The sequence below is a fragment of the Aeromonas sp. R2-1 genome (assembly GCF_040908425.1).
GTDB classification, from domain to species: Bacteria; Pseudomonadota; Gammaproteobacteria; order Enterobacterales; family Aeromonadaceae; genus Aeromonas; species Aeromonas caviae.
On sequence record NZ_JBFODR010000021.1, the window covers coordinates 46,791 to 63,445 of the forward strand.

General features: G+C 58.1%; 16 protein-coding genes. 9 read left to right on the forward strand and 7 right to left on the reverse strand.

Annotated features, from left to right (window positions below):
• Positions 1-61: 61 nt before the first annotated feature.
• From nrdB to ubiG, 4 genes are all read right to left on the reverse strand, one after another.
• Positions 62-1,195 (reverse strand): class Ia ribonucleoside-diphosphate reductase subunit beta, encoded by a 1,134-nt coding sequence (gene nrdB, locus AB5Y80_RS05525; RefSeq protein ID WP_104454217.1) that lies wholly within the window; start codon positions 1,193-1,195, stop codon positions 62-64.
• A 79-nt stretch (positions 1,196-1,274) separates the two neighbouring features.
• The gene (gene nrdA / locus AB5Y80_RS05530) at positions 1,275-3,542 is read right to left on the reverse strand and encodes a class 1a ribonucleoside-diphosphate reductase subunit alpha (protein ID WP_182975747.1); all 2,268 of its coding nucleotides are present in this window, start codon (positions 3,540-3,542) and stop codon (positions 1,275-1,277) included.
• A 588-nt stretch (positions 3,543-4,130) separates the two neighbouring features.
• Complete coding sequence (locus tag AB5Y80_RS05535; RefSeq protein WP_270807030.1) at positions 4,131-4,817, reverse strand: HAD family hydrolase; 687 nt, start codon at positions 4,815-4,817, stop codon at positions 4,131-4,133.
• Positions 4,817-5,533 (reverse strand): bifunctional 2-polyprenyl-6-hydroxyphenol methylase/3-demethylubiquinol 3-O-methyltransferase UbiG, encoded by a 717-nt coding sequence (gene ubiG / locus AB5Y80_RS05540; RefSeq protein WP_043155501.1) that lies wholly within the window; start codon positions 5,531-5,533, stop codon positions 4,817-4,819. The genes AB5Y80_RS05535 and ubiG overlap by 1 nt, the downstream gene beginning before the upstream one ends.
• 199 nt (positions 5,534-5,732) lie before the next feature.
• On the opposite strand from ubiG, the gene gyrA reads away from it, so the two are divergent.
• Both gyrA and AB5Y80_RS05550 read left to right on the forward strand, forming a co-directional pair.
• Positions 5,733-8,480, forward strand: a complete 2,748-nt coding sequence (gyrA, locus tag AB5Y80_RS05545; protein ID WP_270807031.1) for a DNA topoisomerase (ATP-hydrolyzing) subunit A — start codon at positions 5,733-5,735, stop codon at positions 8,478-8,480.
• 305 nt (positions 8,481-8,785) lie between these two features.
• Positions 8,786-8,959: a hypothetical protein gene (locus AB5Y80_RS05550; RefSeq protein ID WP_164882096.1), complete on the forward strand. Its 174-nt coding sequence runs from the start codon at positions 8,786-8,788 to the stop codon at positions 8,957-8,959.
• Between the two features lie 6 nt (positions 8,960-8,965).
• On the opposite strand, the gene AB5Y80_RS05555 is transcribed toward AB5Y80_RS05550, so the two are convergent.
• Positions 8,966-10,021 (reverse strand): PA0069 family radical SAM protein, encoded by a 1,056-nt coding sequence (locus tag AB5Y80_RS05555; protein ID WP_368172614.1) that lies wholly within the window; start codon positions 10,019-10,021, stop codon positions 8,966-8,968.
• Between the two features lie 174 nt (positions 10,022-10,195).
• Here AB5Y80_RS05555 and AB5Y80_RS05560 point away from each other — a divergent pair, with 174 nt between their 5' ends.
• Positions 10,196-10,786 carry a tetratricopeptide repeat protein gene (locus AB5Y80_RS05560; protein WP_164882608.1) on the forward strand — a complete coding sequence of 197 codons (591 nt, stop codon included), beginning with the start codon at positions 10,196-10,198 and terminating at the stop codon, positions 10,784-10,786.
• Positions 10,787-10,789: 3 nt separating this feature from the next.
• On the opposite strand, the gene AB5Y80_RS05565 is transcribed toward AB5Y80_RS05560, so the two are convergent.
• On the reverse strand, positions 10,790-11,005 hold the full coding sequence (locus tag AB5Y80_RS05565) for a hypothetical protein (protein WP_124245003.1): 216 nt from the start codon (positions 11,003-11,005) through the stop codon (positions 10,790-10,792).
• A gap of 322 nt (positions 11,006-11,327) precedes the next feature.
• Between AB5Y80_RS05565 and thrS the strand changes: the two genes are divergently transcribed.
• The 6 genes from thrS (at position 11,328) to nadS (ending at position 15,334) form a co-directional block, all read left to right on the forward strand.
• Positions 11,328-13,256 (forward strand): threonine--tRNA ligase, encoded by a 1,929-nt coding sequence (thrS, locus tag AB5Y80_RS05570; RefSeq protein WP_042017100.1) that lies wholly within the window; start codon positions 11,328-11,330, stop codon positions 13,254-13,256.
• Positions 13,257-13,277: 21 nt separating this feature from the next.
• Complete coding sequence (gene infC, locus AB5Y80_RS05575) at positions 13,278-13,808, forward strand: translation initiation factor IF-3 (RefSeq protein WP_185219337.1); 531 nt, start codon at positions 13,278-13,280, stop codon at positions 13,806-13,808.
• A gap of 86 nt (positions 13,809-13,894) precedes the next feature.
• Complete coding sequence (gene rpmI / locus AB5Y80_RS05580; protein WP_005300673.1) at positions 13,895-14,092, forward strand: 50S ribosomal protein L35; 198 nt, start codon at positions 13,895-13,897, stop codon at positions 14,090-14,092.
• A gap of 15 nt (positions 14,093-14,107) precedes the next feature.
• A complete protein-coding gene (gene rplT, locus AB5Y80_RS05585; RefSeq protein ID WP_010674800.1) occupies positions 14,108-14,464 on the forward strand; it encodes a 50S ribosomal protein L20 in 357 nt (118 codons plus the stop codon).
• A 263-nt stretch (positions 14,465-14,727) separates the two neighbouring features.
• A complete protein-coding gene (locus AB5Y80_RS05590) occupies positions 14,728-15,048 on the forward strand; it encodes a type II toxin-antitoxin system RelE/ParE family toxin (protein ID WP_201969418.1) in 321 nt (106 codons plus the stop codon).
• 1 nt (position 15,049) lies between these two features.
• Positions 15,050-15,334, forward strand: a complete 285-nt coding sequence (nadS, locus tag AB5Y80_RS05595; protein ID WP_113995677.1) for a NadS family protein — start codon at positions 15,050-15,052, stop codon at positions 15,332-15,334.
• Positions 15,335-15,433: 99 nt separating this feature from the next.
• Here nadS and AB5Y80_RS05600 read toward each other — a convergent pair whose 3' ends face one another.
• Positions 15,434-16,255, reverse strand: a complete 822-nt coding sequence (locus AB5Y80_RS05600; RefSeq protein ID WP_323953263.1) for a hypothetical protein — start codon at positions 16,253-16,255, stop codon at positions 15,434-15,436.
• Positions 16,256-16,655 lie beyond the last annotated feature (400 nt).

Consider the following 16,655-nt stretch of genomic DNA (forward strand, 5'->3'; position numbering starts at 1 on the left):
TGGCGTCACTCACGGACGTCGCTCTCCCGCATCATGGCCTGCCAGCAGAGGTCGCCTTGCATCACAGCTCGAAGTCACCCAGATCGTCGGCGTGCACTTCACTGTCTATCTGACCCACCAGATAGGAGCTCACTTCCACTTCCTGGGGCGCCACCTGCACGTTGTCGGAGGAGAGCCAGGTGTTGATCCAGGGGATGGGGTTCTGCTTGGTGCCGGCAAAGGCCGGTTGCAGGCCGACGGCCGCCATGCGCAGGTTGGTGATGTATTCCACGTACTGGCAGAGGATGTCCTTGTTCAGGCCGATCATGGAGCCATCCTGGAACAGGTACTCGGCCCACTCCTTCTCCTGCAGGGCCGCTTCCTTGAACAGCTCGAAGCAGGCCTGCTCGCACTCGACGGCGATCTCCGCCATGTCGGGGTCGTCGTTGCCGCTGCGCATCAGGTTCAGCATGTGCTGGGTGCCGGTCAGGTGCAGGGCCTCGTCACGGGCGATCATCTTGATGATCTTGGCATTGCCCTCCATCAGCTCGCGCTCGGCGAAGGCGAAGGAGCAGGCGAAGCTCACGTAGAAGCGGATTGCTTCGAGGGCGTTGACGCTCATCAGGCACAGGTAGAGCTTCTTCTTGAGCTCCCGCAGGCTGATGGTGACTTCGCGATCCCCGATCCGGTGGGCCCCCTCACCGTGTAGGTGATAGACGGAGGTGGCCTCGATGAGATCGTCATAGAAGTGGCTGATGGAGCCGGCGCGCTTCAAGATCTGCTCGTTGGTGACGATGTCGTCGAACACCTGGCCCGGGTTGTTGACGATGTTGCGGATGATGTGGGTGTAGGAGCGAGAGTGGATGGTCTCGGAGAAGGCCCAGGTCTCGATCCAGGTCTCCAGCTCCGGGATGGAGACCAGGGGCAGCAGGGCCACGTTGGGGCTGCGGCCCTGAATGGAATCCAGCAGGGTCTGGTACTTCAGGTTGGAGATGAAGATGTGCTGCTCGTGGGGCGGCAGAGCCTGGAAGTCGATGCGGTCGTGGGAGACATCCACCTCTTCCGGGCGCCAGAAGAAGGAGAGCTGCTTCTCGATCAGCCGCTCGAAGATGTCGTGCTTTTGCTGGTCATAACGGGCCACGTTGACCGACTGGCCGAAGAACATCGGCTCCTTGAGCTGATCATTTTGGGTCTGGCAAAAAGTAGAGTAAGCCATGGTTAGAATGCCGTGAAATAGGGAAAACAGGAGGGCGGGAGCTTGATGCTCCCGCCCGGTTTATCAGTGCGTTTCGCGGTTAGATCTTGCAAGCCCCGCCAGCGCAGCCGTCATCTTGCAGATCGGTCTGGGTGTCGTCGGCACCATCACGGGTGTTGTGATAGTAGAGGGTCTTGAGACCGTATTTGTAGGCGGTCAGCAAGTCTTTGAGCAACTGCTTCATCGGCACCTTGTTGCCTTCGAAGCGGGCCGGGTCGTAGTTGGTGTTGGCGGAGATCGCCTGATCCACGAACTTCTGCATGATGCCGACCAGCTGCAGGTAACCGTCGACGCTCGGCTGTTTCCACAGCAGTTCGTACTGATCCTTCAGGCGGTGGTACTCCGGCACCACCTGCTTGAGGATGCCGTCCTTGGAGGCTTTCACCGACACCAGGCCGCGGGGCGGCTCGATGCCGTTGGTGGCGTTGGAGATCTGGCTGGAGGTCTCGCTCGGCATCAGGGCGGTCAGGGTGGAGTTGCGCAGACCCACGGTCTTGATCTCTTCGCGCAAGGTTTCCCAGTCCAGGTGCAGGGGTTCATTGCACAGGGTGTCCAGATCCTTTTTATAGGTATCGATGGGCAGGATACCCTGGGCATAGGTGGTCTCGCCAAAGGCCGGGCAGGGGCCGAACTCGCGGGCCAGTTGCACGGAGGCTTTCAGCAGGTAGTACTGGATCGCCTCGAAGGTGCGGTGGGTCAGGGCCAGACCGGAACCGTCGGAGTAGCGGGCACCGTTTTTCGCCAGGTAGTAGGCGTAGTTGATGACGCCGATCCCCAGGGTGCGGCGGTTCATGCTGCCCTTCTTGGCGGCCTTGAGCGGGTAGTCCTGATAGTCGAGCAGGGCGTCCAGAGCGCGCACGGCCAGCTCGGCCATCTCTTCCAGATCTTCCAGCTTCTCGATGGCGCCCAGGTTGAAGGCGGAGAGAGTGCACAGGGCAATCTCGCCGTCCTCGTCATCCACGTTGTTGAGCGGCTTGGTGGGCAGCGCAATCTCGAGGCAGAGGTTGGACTGGCGCACCGGCGCCACGGACGGGTCGAACGGGCTGTGGGTGTTGCAGTGATCCACGTTCTGGATGTAGATGCGACCGGTACCGGCGCGCTCCTGCATCATCAGGGAGAAGAGATCCACTGCCTTCAGGGTCTTCTTGCGAATGGCCGGATCTTGCTCGTACTTGACGTAGAGCGCTTCAAACTTGTCCTGGTCCGCGAAGAAGGCATCATAGAGGCCAGGTGCATCGGACGGGGAGAACAGAGTGATGTCGCCGCCCTTGATGAGGCGCTGGTACATCAGCTTGTTAATCTGCACGCCGTAGTCCATGTGACGGACACGGTTCTCTTCCACGCCGCGGTTGTTCTTCAGTACCAGCAGGCTCTCCACCTCGGTGTGCCACAGCGGGTAGAACAGGGTGGCCGCACCGCCGCGCACGCCGCCCTGGGAGCAGCACTTCACCGCCGTCTGGAAGTATTTGTAGAAGGGGATGCAGCCGGTGTGGAAGGCTTCGCCGCCACGGATGGGGCTGCCCAGACCACGGATGCGACCGGCGTTGATGCCGATGCCGGCGCGCTGGGAAACGTAACGCACGATGGCGCTGGCGGTGGCATTGATGGAATCCAGGCTGTCGTCACACTCGATCAGCACGCAGGAGCTGAACTGGCGGGTCGGGGTGCGCACGCCGCTCATGATCGGGGTCGGCAGGGAGATCTTGAAGGTCGAGACCGCATCATAGAAGCGCTTGATGTAGTCCAGACGGGTATCTTTCGGATACTTGGAGAAGAGGCAGGCTGCTACCAGGATGTAGAGGAACTGCGGGCTCTCGTAGATCTCGCCGGTGACGCGGTTCTGTACCAGGTACTTGCCTTCGAGCTGCTTGACCGCCGCGTAGGAGAAGTCCATGTCGCGCCAGTGATCGAGGTAGCCGTTCAGCTCCTCAAATTCCGCCTGGGTGTAGTCTTCCAGCAGGTGCTTGTCGTACTTGCCCATGTCCACCAGTCTGGCGACGTGCTGATACAGGTGGGGCGGCTCGAACTGGCCGTAGGCCTTCTTGCGCAGGTGGAAGATGGCCAGACGGGCAGCCATGTACTGGTAGTCCGGGCTTTGCTCGGAGATGAGGTCAGCAGCAGCCTTGATGATGGTCTCGTGGATGTCGGCGGTACGGATACCGTCATAGAACTGGATGTGGGACTTGAGCTCCACCTGGGAGACCGACACGTTGTCGAGCTTCTCGGCAGCCCAGTCGAGCACACGGTGAATTTTATCCAGATCGATGGGTTCTTTGTGTCCGTTACGCTTCGTCACAAACAAGTTCATTGGCTGATGACCCCTTTCATTGATACCTGCCGGTATCGGTTGATTCCCGAAAAGCCATCGCACAATGGCGCAACCCGGCTCCGTCTGTCGAGGGAAACTGGGCAGGGATTGTGCGATGAATCACAAGATGTAGTGTTATTTTTAATGCGAAATACAAGATAGTGAGGTCGATGCGGTAATGCAATCTGTGGATAACGCATTAGCTGTGGATAAATTGTGGGTGTCGGGACGGGAGTTAGTGGACGCTCACAGCGAATGGGTTTTCATCCGTCCGATCCGTCAAATGCAAGTCCGGCGATCGAAGATGGAAAATTAAAATAACTTTTTTTGCTTGCGAAAGCAGGGTGTTTTTACTAGCAAATCCGGCCTGCTCATCCCTTGTGCAGTCAGGGTCAAAAGGTGTCCTGTTACGCCGTTCGGGGGGTTGCCAAGCCCGTAAAAAGAGGGATCGTCCGGGATCCCTCTGGTGCGCTGCGGGGGGATCTGCGCGTCGGGGCAGATGCCCACACGGCCATCGGGACAACATCAAAGTTGCCCCGCAGATCCACCTCTATCCGGATGCCTTGTCGGTCATGGGCAATGAACGTGTCAGCTCAGCTCGTAACGCAGCCAGTGGTGCAGGGCCTGCACGGTATCAAAGTGAAGATCGGCGCCCCAGAGGGCGGGATCCTCGTCATCATTGAGATAACCCCAGCCAGCCACCGCGGTGCGCATGCCGGCATTGCGGCCAGCCTCGATGTCGCGCTCGTGATCCCCCACATAGAGACACTGGCTGGCCGCGATGCCGAGGCGCTCGCAGGCAAAGAACATGGGGGCGGGGTCGGGCTTGCGCACCGGCAGGGTGTCGGCGCTCACCGTCACGCCGCAACTGGCGAGTTCGGGCAGGGCTGCCAGGAGCGGTTCGGTGAGAAAACCCGGCTTGTTGGTGACAATGCCCCAGGGCAGCTTTTTATCGTCGAGCCACTCGATGAGATCCACCATGCCTTCATAGGGGCGGGTGCCGACGCAGAGGTTGGCGGCGTAGTAGTCGAGCAGGGCGGTGCGAAGGCGGGTGGCCCCCAGCTCCTCAAGCAGCTCGTCCCCAAGACCGGCCCTGAGCAGCCCCAGGGCCCCGTGGGAGGTGGTCTGACGAATGATGTCGTCAGAGAGTGGCGCAAAGCCTTCGCTTATCAGCACATGGTTGACGGCGGCGCCAAGGTCTGGGGCGGTGTCGAGCAGGGTGCCGTCCAGATCAAACAGCACGCAGCCAAGGGGCATCGGGTGAGGTGTGCTCATCAGCCTTGCTCCGGGCGCTCGAACGCCACCATGTAGTTGACGTCGACATTCTTGCCGAGCTTGAAGCTGTTGGAGAGCGGGGCGTAGTGAACGCCACTCATGTCCCGCACCAGCAGGCCCGCCGCTTCCCCCATGCGACAGAGTTCGGCGGGAGTGATGAACTTCTTGTGATCGTGAGTGCCCTTGGGGACCATCTTCAACAGGTACTCGGCCCCGAGGATCATCATCAGATAGGCTTTGGGGTTGCGGTTGATGGTGGAGACGAACACCTTGCCCCCCGGCCGTACCAGGGTGGCGATGGCGCGCAGCACCGAGGCCGGGTCCGGCACGTGCTCCAGCATCTCCATGCAGGTAACCACGTCATACTGGCCAGGCGCTTCATCGGCGTGGGCTTCGGCGGTGATCTGGCGGTACTCGAGCTCCACACCTTGTTCCAGCGCGTGCAGGCGGGCGACGCCGAGGGGTTCCTTGCCCATGTCGATGCCGGTGACCCGGGCCCCCCGGCGGGCCATGCTCTCGGAGAGGATGCCGCCACCGCAGCCGATGTCGAGCACGCGCTTGCCAAACAGGCCGCCGCTCTTATCGGTGATCCAGTCAAGGCGCACCGGGTTGATTTGATGCAGCGGCTTGAATTCGCCCTCCATGTCCCACCAGCGGGAGGCGATGGCTTCAAATTTGGCGATTTCTGTCAGATCGACATTGGCATCACTATTCATGTTTTGATGATCCTGTGGCAAGGCGCGCAGCGGGCTGGGCGCGCGCAATCTATTGTCCTGGCGCGCATTATAACGGACCGACCTCGTCGCACCAGCCCGATGTGCTCATCGGATTTGTGGCTTAATGTATTTGGCTCAGTGTGTTACCATGTCGCGCTGTTTAAGCCAAAGAACAACTAATTAGGGATTAAGGCTTTCTATGAGCGATCTGGCCAGAGAGATCACGCCGGTCAACATCGAAGAAGAGCTCAAGAGTTCCTATCTGGATTACGCCATGAGCGTGATCGTAGGACGAGCTCTGCCGGATGTGCGTGATGGCTTGAAACCGGTTCACCGCCGCGTTCTGTATGCAATGAACGAGCTGGGGAACGACTGGAACAAGCCCTATAAAAAATCGGCCCGTGTGGTCGGTGACGTAATCGGTAAATATCACCCGCATGGCGACATCGCCGTGTATGACACCATCGTCCGGATGGCGCAGGATTTCTCCATGCGCTACATGCTGGTCGACGGTCAGGGCAACTTCGGTTCGGTGGACGGCGACAACGCCGCGGCCATGCGTTACACCGAAGTGCGGATGGCGCGCATCTCCCACGAGCTGCTGGCCGATCTGGACAAAGAGACCGTGGACTGGGTGCCGAACTACGACGGCACCGAGATGATCCCGGCTGTCATGCCCACCAAGGTCCCCACCTTGCTGGTCAACGGCTCCTCCGGTATCGCGGTGGGCATGGCGACCAACATCCCGCCTCACAACCTCACCGAGATTGTCAACGGTTGCCTGGCGCTGATCGAAAACGGCGACCTCACCATTGACGAGCTGATGACCCATGTCACCGGCCCGGATTTCCCCACCGGCGGCATCATCAACGGCCGTTCCGGCATCGTGCAGGCGTACCGTACCGGTCGCGGCTCCGTCTATGTGCGGGCCAAGGCTGAAGTGGAGGTGGACGAGAAGACCAGTCGCGAGACCATCATCGTCCACGAGATCCCCTATCAGGTGAACAAGGCTCGCCTGATCGAGAAGATCGCCGAGCTGGTCAAAGAGAAGAAAATCGAGGGCATCAGCGCCCTGCGCGATGAGTCCGACAAGGACGGCATGCGCATCGTCATCGAGATCAAGCGCGGCGAGTCCGGCGAGATTGTGCTGAACAATCTCTACAAGCACACCCAGATGCAGACCACGTTCGGCATCAACATGGTGGCGCTGGACAACAACCAGCCCAAGGTGATGAACCTCAAAGAGATCCTGGATGCCTTCCTGCTGCACCGCCGTGAAGTGGTGACTCGCCGGACCGTGTTCGAGCTGCGCAAGGCGCGGGATCGGGCGCACATCCTGGAAGGGTTGGCGGTGGCATTGGCCAACATCGACCCCATCATCGAGCTCATTCGCCACAGTGCGACCCCGGCGGATGCGAAAGCCGCCCTGGTAGCCAAGGGCTGGGAGCTCGGCAACGTGGCCGCCATGCTGGAAAAAGCGGGCGACGACGCGGCTCGCCCCGAGTGGCTGGAGCCTGAGTTCGGCATCCGTGAAGGGCAGTACTTCCTGACCGAGATCCAGGCCCAGGCCATCCTTGACCTGCGTCTGCACAAGCTGACCGGCCTCGAGCACGAGAAGATCCTGGAAGAGTACCAATCTCTGCTGGATCTCATCGCCGAGCTGCTGCACATCCTGGCAAGCCCGGAACGCCTGATGGAAGTGATCCGTGACGAACTGCTGGCCGTGCGCGAGCAGTACGGCGACGAGCGTCGCACCGAGATCAGCATGTCCAGTGCCGAGATCAACATCGAAGATCTGATCACCCCGGAAGACGTGGTCGTTACCTTGTCTCACCAGGGATATGTGAAGTATCAGCCGCTCTCCGACTACGAGGCCCAACGCCGCGGTGGTCGTGGCAAGTCGGCCACCCGGATCAAGGAAGAGGACTTTGTGGAGCGTCTGCTGGTGGCCAACACCCACGACACCATTCTGTGCTTCTCCACCCGTGGCAAGGTCTACTGGCTCAAGGTGTATCAGCTGCCGGAAGCGTCCCGTGGCGCCCGCGGTCGTCCGATCATCAACCTGCTGCCGCTGGATGAGGGTGAGCGCATCACCGCCATCCTGCCGGTGAAAGAATATGACGCCGACAAGTATGTCTTCTTCGCCACCGCCAACGGCACCGTGAAGAAGACCAGCCTGTCCGACTTCAGCCGTCCGCTCTCCTCCGGTATCCGTGCCATCAACCTCAAAGAGGGTGATGAGCTGATCGGGGTGGACATCACCGATGGCAGCAACGAGATCATGCTCTTCTCCGATGCGGGCAAGGTGGTTCGCTTCGCGGAAGGCAGCGGTCGCGCCGATGCCGATGCCACTGACGAAGTCGACACCGACGACGACGCCGGCAACGATGATGATGGCAGTGACAACGGCGAAGGCACCGAAAGCAAGGGTACCTTCAAGGGCGTACGTCCCATGGGTCGTACCGCTGCTGGCGTGCGTGGCATCAAGCTGGGCGCCGGTGACAAGGTGGTCTCCCTCATCGTGCCCCGTGGTGATGGTGCCATCCTCACCGCCACCGAGAACGGTTACGGCAAGCGCACCGCGCTGGACGAGTACCCGACCAAGAGCCGTGGTACCCAGGGCGTCATCTCCATCAAGGTGGATGAGCGCAACGGCAAGGTGATCGATGCGATCCAGGTCGAAGATACCGACCAGATCATGCTGATCACCAACGGCGGTACCCTGGTTCGTACCCGGGTGTCCGAGGTGAGCGTCATCGGCCGCAACACCGGCGGTGTGCGTCTGATCCGTACCGGTGAAGACGAGACCGTGGTCGGCCTGCAGCGCGTTGCCGAGAGCGACGAAGAGGAAACCGAGGCCCTGGCTGTTGAAGGGGAGGTGTCTGAAGGCACCGACACCGCAGCGGACGCTGGCGCCGTCGATACCGGGGAGGTGGGCGACGAGTAATCGTCCCCCCTTTGTCCGGTGCAAAAGAGCGACCTTGATGGTCGCTCTTTTTTTGTCCGCCTCACCGCAGGTTCTCCCCGTCCTTGTGCTTGCCCAGCAGCTCTCTTCTCTGCTGCCCGGCTCCGTCTGCCGTGCATGCAGCCCTGCCTGCCACGGCGTCATCTTCCTGATATGCAGGGCTGGCCCCATCCCATCAACACGATGCCTTCACTCGGCTGTCATGGCCCTGTCATGACGGCCAGCCATGCTGCCTGCGTTGAATGAGGCCACCACAGAGGCAGGCATCGCTTGCCAGGAGCACTGTTATGACGAGCTGGGTAATGTGGGAGATCTGGTGGAGCCGGATGTGGGGAGGGCAGGAGAAGGCGCGCCTTAGGGTGGATGAGGAGGAGGTGGCGCACGAGCCATCCCGCCTGCCTGCGGAGCTGATTGCACAGCGCCACCCAGCGGGGAGCTGCCCGCCGAGACCACGGGGCTGACGGTGCTCAGAACAGACGCAACTGCTCGCCCGGGCGGATGAAGGCGGCTGTATTGAGTGCTACATGGCGCTTGCCCAGTTGCAGCCGCCTGCTGATCAGGCGAAAGCGCTGGGCGAGCAGGTCGGCAAACTGTCCTTCACCTCGCATGCGGCTGCCAAAGGTGGCGCTGTTGAGTGCGCCACCCCGGCTTGCCCGCAGCTGGTTGAGGATCGCCTCTTTCTGGCCGGGATAGTGCGTATCGAGCCAGTCGCACAAGAGGGTGGTGAGCTCGTGGGGCAATCGCAGCAAGATGTAATCCGCACAGCCCGCCCCGGCGTCGACGGCGGCCTTGATGATCTGTTCCAGTTCCGGCTCGTTGAGCCTGGGGACCATGGGGGCGGCGAGCACGCCGACCGGCACACCGGCCTTGGCCAGTCGTTCGATCACCTTGATCCGCCCAACCCCCGTGCTGGCCCTGGGCTCCAGCTGTCGCCTCAGCGTCTCATTGAGGGTGGTGACCGACACCATCACCTGGCATAACCCTTCCCGGGCCAGCTCGGTCAGCAGATCGAGGTCGCGCAGGATCATGGCGCTCTTGGTGATGAGCCCTACCGGATGGCGATGAGCCAGCATCACCGTCAGGAGTTCGCGAGTCAGGCGATAGTGGTGCTCGATGGGTTGATAGGGATCGGTATTGGCCCCCAGTACGATGGTTTGCGGCTGATAGGCTGGCTTGGCAAACTCCCGTCGCAGCAGCTCGGCAGCATTGGTTTTGGCAAACAGCTTGCTCTCGAAATCCAGCCCGGGGGAGAGCTCAAGGTAGGCGTGGCTGGGTCTGGCATAGCAGTAGATGCAGCCATGCTCGCACCCCTGATAGGGATTGATGGAGCGACCGAAGGGAAGATCCGGCGAATCGTTGTAGCTGATGATGCTGCGGGCGCTGATCTCCGTCACCTCGGTGCGGGGAGCGCTGGCGGCAAATGCCGCGTCCCAGTCGCTCTGACTCCAGCCGTCGTCAACGGTTTCGATTTGCGGGCCGCTGAAGCGGTGCTCGACATTGTGGTTCGCGCCTCGTCCTGCCATCACATCACCAATGCACTGTTTATATATACAGTTATTTTGCTGTGTAGCCCGTCAAACTGCAAGTTCGCAAAGAGCGACCCCATGAAAGAGGGTGAACCCGGGTGATCTCCTGCTTGATCTGTTGCTACATTTCGTTTACATAGACGAAATGCGAACCAGATCACGGAAAATGTCATGCAACCTACTACCGCCCGCTGGCTCTTCATCGCCCTCATTGCGCTGGTCATCTGGCGTCTGATCCCGCTCTCCACCGAGCAGGAGCTGGCGGCGGCCAACCGCGCCTGGCGGACAGGGCACTTTGATGAGGCGACCCGGATCTGGGCGCCCCTGGCGGAGCAGGGCCAGCCACGGGCACAGGCGCTGATGGGTTGGAGCCATGAAGTGGGGCAGGGGAGCGAGCAGGATATGGATCGCGCCATCCGACTCTATCGTCAGGCTGCGCAGGCGGGGGACGCTTTCGGCCAGTATCGGCTGGGAGAGGTCTATCTGCGCGGGGCCGGGGTGAAGCGGGATCTGCACGAGGCGTTTCGCTGGATGGAGCTGGCAGCCAGAAACGGTGATGTGCCCGCCATGCTGAAGGTGGGCATCCTGCACCTGATGGGGGTCAACGGGCGGGTTGAACTGGCCGAGGCGAAGCAGTGGCTCTATCAGGCCTCGCAAAAGGGCAACAAGATGGCACTCCAGGTATTGCAGGAGATGGCGCTGGCCGAGGAGGGGCGCAGCGCCTTCGATTTCAATGGCCACTCATTTCTGAACGCCGGTTAGGGATCAACGGCTGGCGGTGACTTTGCCGGGCGTCACGTCCGTGACATAGAGTGTACTGCGCTCGGCACTGTGGACGATGCTGCATACCTCCCGCTTGCTGCCATCACCCAGGATCACCAGCTCACCGATATGGACGGGACAGTGAGTCGTGAGAAGGTGATCCGGATGAACCAGCTTTTCTGCATGCTCCGGAAATGAAATGTCGTAGGTGTACATCATGCTCTCCTTGCTTTGGCTGACGCCTCAATCTGGTACAGGGTATGGCAGCAGAAGGGCGCCCTCGCAAGTAGGACAGGTTGACACCCGCGCTTAGGCGGTATGCAAAATCGCCAAGACAGCTTGTCTGGGTTGTCGCGTCTGATACAATCCCCCGCTGTACCTCTCAATGGATGGCCTTGCACACGCCATATGGTGTGCCACTGCCGTGTACCAACCGTATTGTGAACGGTGAAACTCGGGAGTGAACAGCTGGACATGAAAGGGTTTCTCCAACCTGCATGTGGCCTTTGGTAGGGGTCACCACTGTATAAGGAAACACCTAATGCCAATCATTACTCTGCCTGACGGCAGCCAACGTCAATTTGCCCACGCCGTTTCCGTCATGGATGTGGCCGCGGACATCGGTCCCGGTCTCGCCAAGGCGTGCATTGCCGGTCGGGTAAACGGTGAACTGGTGGATGCCTGCGAGCTGATCGAAGCCGATGCCTCCCTGGCCATCATCACCGCCAAAGACGAAGAAGGTCTGGACATCCTGCGCCACTCCTGTGCTCACCTGCTGGGTCATGCCATCAAGCAACTCTGGCCCCAGACCAAGATGGCCATCGGTCCTGTCATCGACAACGGTTTCTACTACGACATCGATCTCGACCGCACCCTGACCGACGAAGATCTGGCTGCCCTGGAAGAGCGCATGCTGGCGCTGGCCGCCAAGGATTACGACGTCATCAAGAAGAAGGTCTCCTGGCAGGAAGCGCGCGACGTGTTCGAAGCCCGTGGCGAGACCTACAAAGTCGAGATCCTGGATCAGAACATAGCCCGTGATGACCAGCCCGGTCTCTATCATCACGAAGAGTACATCGACATGTGTCGCGGCCCGCACGTGCCCAACATGCGTCACTGCCACCACTTCAAGTTGCAGAAGATGTCCGGCGCCTACTGGCGCGGCGACTCCAACAACAAGATGCTGCAGCGCATCTACGGCACCGCCTGGGCCGACAAGAAGCAGCTCAAGGCGTATTTGCAGCGTCTGGAAGAGGCCGCCAAGCGCGACCACCGCAAGATCGGCAAGCAGCTCGACCTGTACCACATGCAGGAAGAAGCGCCGGGCATGGTGTTCTGGCACAACGACGGCTGGACCATCTTCCGCGAGCTGGAAACCTTCATCCGCGGCAAGCTCAAAGAGTACGACTATCAGGAGGTGAAAGGCCCCTTCATGATGGATCGCGTGCTGTGGGAGCGTTCAGGTCACTGGGAGAAATACGCCCAGGCCATGTTCACCACCCAGTCCGAAAACCGCGAGTACGCCATCAAGCCGATGAACTGCCCGGGTCACGTGCAGATTTTCAACCAGGGTCTGAAATCCTACCGCGATCTGCCGCTGCGCATGGCCGAGTTCGGCTCCTGCCACCGCAACGAGCCATCAGGCTCCCTGCACGGCCTGATGCGGGTACGGGGTTTCACCCAGGATGACGCCCACATCTTCTGTACCGAAGAGCAGATCATGGAAGAGGTGTCTGCGTGCATCCGCATGGTCTATGACGTCTACGGTACCTTCGGTTTCGAAAACATCGTGGTCAAGCTCTCGACCCGTCCGGAGCAGCGTATCGGCTCTGATGAAGCCTGGGATCGCGCCGAGGCCGCGCTGGCCGAGGCGCTGGAACTCAACGGCCTGAAGTTCGACCTGCAACCGGGCGAGGGGGCTTTCTACGGTCCCAAGATCGAGTTCACCCTGCACGATTGCCTTGATCGTGCCTGGCAGTGTGGTACCGTGCAGCTCGACTTTGCCCTGCCGGGCCGTCTTGGCGCCACCTATGTGGGCGAAGACAACGAGCGCCACATCCCCGTGATGATCCACCGCGCCATTCTGGGCTCGCTGGAGCGCTTCATCGGGATCCTGACGGAAGAGTACGCCGGTCTGTTCCCGACCTGGCTGGCTCCGACCCAGGCCGTGGTCATGAATATCACGGATAACCAGGCCGATTATGCTGTGAAAGTTGCCAAGGCATTGAATGATGCGGGCCTTCGCGCAAAAGCGGACTTGAGAAATGAGAAGATTGGCTTTAAAATCCGCGAGCATACTTTGAAGCGAGTACCCTTCATGCTGGTCTGCGGCGACAAAGAAGTAGAAGCCGGCAAGATTGCAGTGCGTACTCGTAAAGGGGCTGACCTGGGCTCTTATCCTGTTGAAGAGCTGATTGCTCTGTTGACCCAGGAAGTTCAGACCCGCGGACAAAAGAAAGTGGAGGAATAAGCTATAAAAGGCGGAAAAAAACTGGGCAAGCAACCGCAAGCCCGCGCTCACCGGATCAATGAAGAGATCCGTCTGAAAGAAGTTCGTCTGACTGGTCTGGATGGTGAAGCCATTGGCATCACCTCCATTCAGGATGCGCTGAACTTGGCCCTTGAGGCAGGAGTGGATCTGGTCGAGATCAGTCCGAACGCTGAGCCGCCCGTTTGCCGGATCATGGATTACGGCAAATTCCTCTACGAAAAGAGCAAGACCACCAAAGAACAGAAGAAAAAGCAGAAAGTCGTCCAGGTCAAGGAAATCAAATTCCGTCCTGGCACCGACGAAGGCGACTATCAGGTAAAACTACGCAACCTGGTTCGCTTTCTGGAAGACGGGGACAAGGCAAAGGTCACCCTGCGCTTCCGTGGTCGTGAAATGGCCCACCAGGATCTTGGTATCAAGGTTCTCGAGCGCGTCAAGAACGATCTGGAAGAGCTGGCCGTAGTCGAATCGTTCCCGAAAGTCGAAGGCCGTCAAGCTGTGATGGTCCTCGCACCCAAGAAGAAATCTTAAGGCCCACAAGAAATTGACTCATGGGGCTGGCCCCATGAGTCGGTTCGCCTTGCGATTTTGTTGTCACTCACAATGCGGAGTATGAAATGCCGAAGATGAAAACCAACCGGGGCGCCGCAAAGCGCTTCAAGAAGACTGGCTCAGGTCGCTTCAAGTGCAAGCACAACCACCTGCGTCACATCCTGACCAAGAAGAGCAGTAAGCGTAAGCGTCAGCTGGGACCTAAGTTCTTTGTTTCCGCTGCCGACCACAAACGTGTTGTCGCTTGTCTGCCGTACGCATAAGGGGGGATGTGAAAAATGCCAAGAGTTAAACGTGGTGTGACCGCTCGCGCTCGTCACAAGAAAGTAATGAAAGCCGCCAAGGGTTACTACGGCGCCCGTTCCCGTGTCTACCGCGTAGCGGTACAAGCGGTAACCAAAGCTGGTCAGTATGCCTACCGTGACCGTCGCCAGAAGAAGCGTCAGTTCCGTCAGCTGTGGATTGCGCGTATCAACGCTGCAGCCCGTCAGAACGGCCTGTCCTACAGCCGTCTGATCGACGGTCTGAAGAAGGCTTCCATCGAGATCGATCGCAAGATCCTGTCCGATATCGCCGTTCACGACAAGCTGGCTTTCACCGCCCTGGTTGAAAAAGCTAAAGCAGCTCTGGTCTAATCCAGCTCTGTTATAAAAATAAAGGAGGCTCTGGCCTCCTTTTTTGTATCTGTAATTAGCTGTTTTATATGGATTTTTTGTTTTTAATGTCCACATATTGCCCCATTTATTTTGCTCGATGCCATCGTAGGCTGAGAGCCTGGTGGGCGTATTGGCTGCAAGGGTGTGGCACAGCCAGAATGGCCATGTTGCCTCGCTGACTCGTGATGTGTACTATGTACACCATGATGAATGCTCAGAGTGAGTGATGCGTGAGTCACGCGATTGAATTTATTGAGACGTCTATCTTCACCAGACAGATAAAAGCCTTAGCGACAGACGATGAGCTCAGAGCACTGCAAGTCGAGCTGATTGCCCAGCCAGAGAAAGGCGACTTGATCCAAGGTACTGGTGGCTTGCGAAAAGTTCGAATGGCAACAGGCCAGCAAGGGAAAAGCGGCAGTGCCAGGGTGATCTACTTCTTGGCAACTGTAGAGACGATTTACCTGGTACTGGCGTATGCGAAGAGTGAGAAAGAGAGCCTCACTGCGGCAGAAAAGGCAGAGCTGAAGAAATTGACCACGTTACTGAAAGGGGAGGTTTGATATGAACATGTTTGACGAACTGAAGGCTTCCCTGGAAGAGGCTGTCGAGATCAAGCAGGGTCGCGTAGAGCCTGCTGCACGGACCAAATACGAGGTCGCAGACGTTAAGGCCATCCGCCTAGCCCTCAAGGTATCGCAACAGGAGTTTGCCCAAGCACTGGGAACGAGTGTGGATACGGTCAAAAGCTGGGAAACCCGGCGCCGCAATCCAACGGGATTGGCTGCCAAAGTGTTGGGGCTTATCCAGGATAAGCCAGACCTTTTTCGTGAGTTGGCTGCTCACTGACTTGGGTACCACACAACTAGAAGAAGGCCCCATATATTGGGGCCTTCTTTTTGGTCAGCAGTTGAAGGACATAAAGAATCATCACTTTTTTGAGCTGTGTTATTTCTCTTTGCTGCTTTCTTTCGACGTTTTATCTGGAGTGTCTTTGGGGACCATCCAGGTCACCTGTTCGACCTGCTCGTGGCGCACGAGCCGGACTAACCCTCCTTTTAAGCGATAGGCACAATGAGTGCTATTACACATCAGGCGGATGTGCGGAGTATCTCCTAGCAGAGCAGACTGAGTGCTATTTCTATCTGTAGTCCATTCAATACTATCTACTGGTTTGATGTGGGCTTCGGCAGCCTTTACTCCTTGGTTAAAGCTAAAGTAGGCCGGCATGAGAGCGAGTAAAGGTGGAATCAGCAGAATGGCAAATCTGTCGTAGAAAATTTTTACCCAGATTAACAAGAAGAAGAGTCGGTGGGGCGGTACACGGGCTCCTCTCCGGAAAAAATGCCGGAGTTTATTTGGTGACTTAGAAAACTGACGGTGACAGAACCATGCCCATCCTAACCGGAGCCCAGGGCTGAAGAGCAAACAAATGAAGATTGTCACTAGGCTAATGGCCCCTAGTGTTATGGGCCCCACATACTCTTTAATTGAGTTAAGTAGTTGTAGGAATCCCATCGCTAGGGTGACATCTGCAGGCCATGGGAATTCAATGATGTCCAGTCCATGAGCAGAACACTCACCAAAATGATAAGCCATTCCGATTAGGTAGATGCCACCAGTTATTAATGGGATCGCGGCGAAAATGATAGTTAGGAATTTGGATATCTCAGATTGAGGTTCTTCTGGTTCTGGTGTTTTTCGCACCCGTTTGAGGTGTTGTCTTAACCAGTGCCAGCGTTCCCAGTTAATCTCTTTTCTCTTCTTCATGTGTCCCTACGTAAGACATTGCGAGCTTCAAACATGTCCAATATTGTACCGTTCCTACGACGGATGAAAATGTGTGTGAGCGGTTGGGATGTATGGCGCGAGTTTGCAACCGTTCAGTTTCCAAAACATAGTAGCTATCACTTAACAATATGAAAATAAGAGGCTTTTTGTCATTTCGAAGTAAGGCTACAGATCCTGCCCGTTCATTCAAATAGTCACGAAAAATTAGATTAATCAAATATATTCAAAGAGTTATGGCCTCATCGTTGTTAAATAGCTCTCATCCAAACTGTAAATCGCTGCAAAAAAGATCCTTCTTTGCAGATCCTCAACGCCTTGCGGATCCTTGATGTGGCGCGGTCTGGGCCTATGGTTTTGCGCTAATCCACTTTTGCAAATA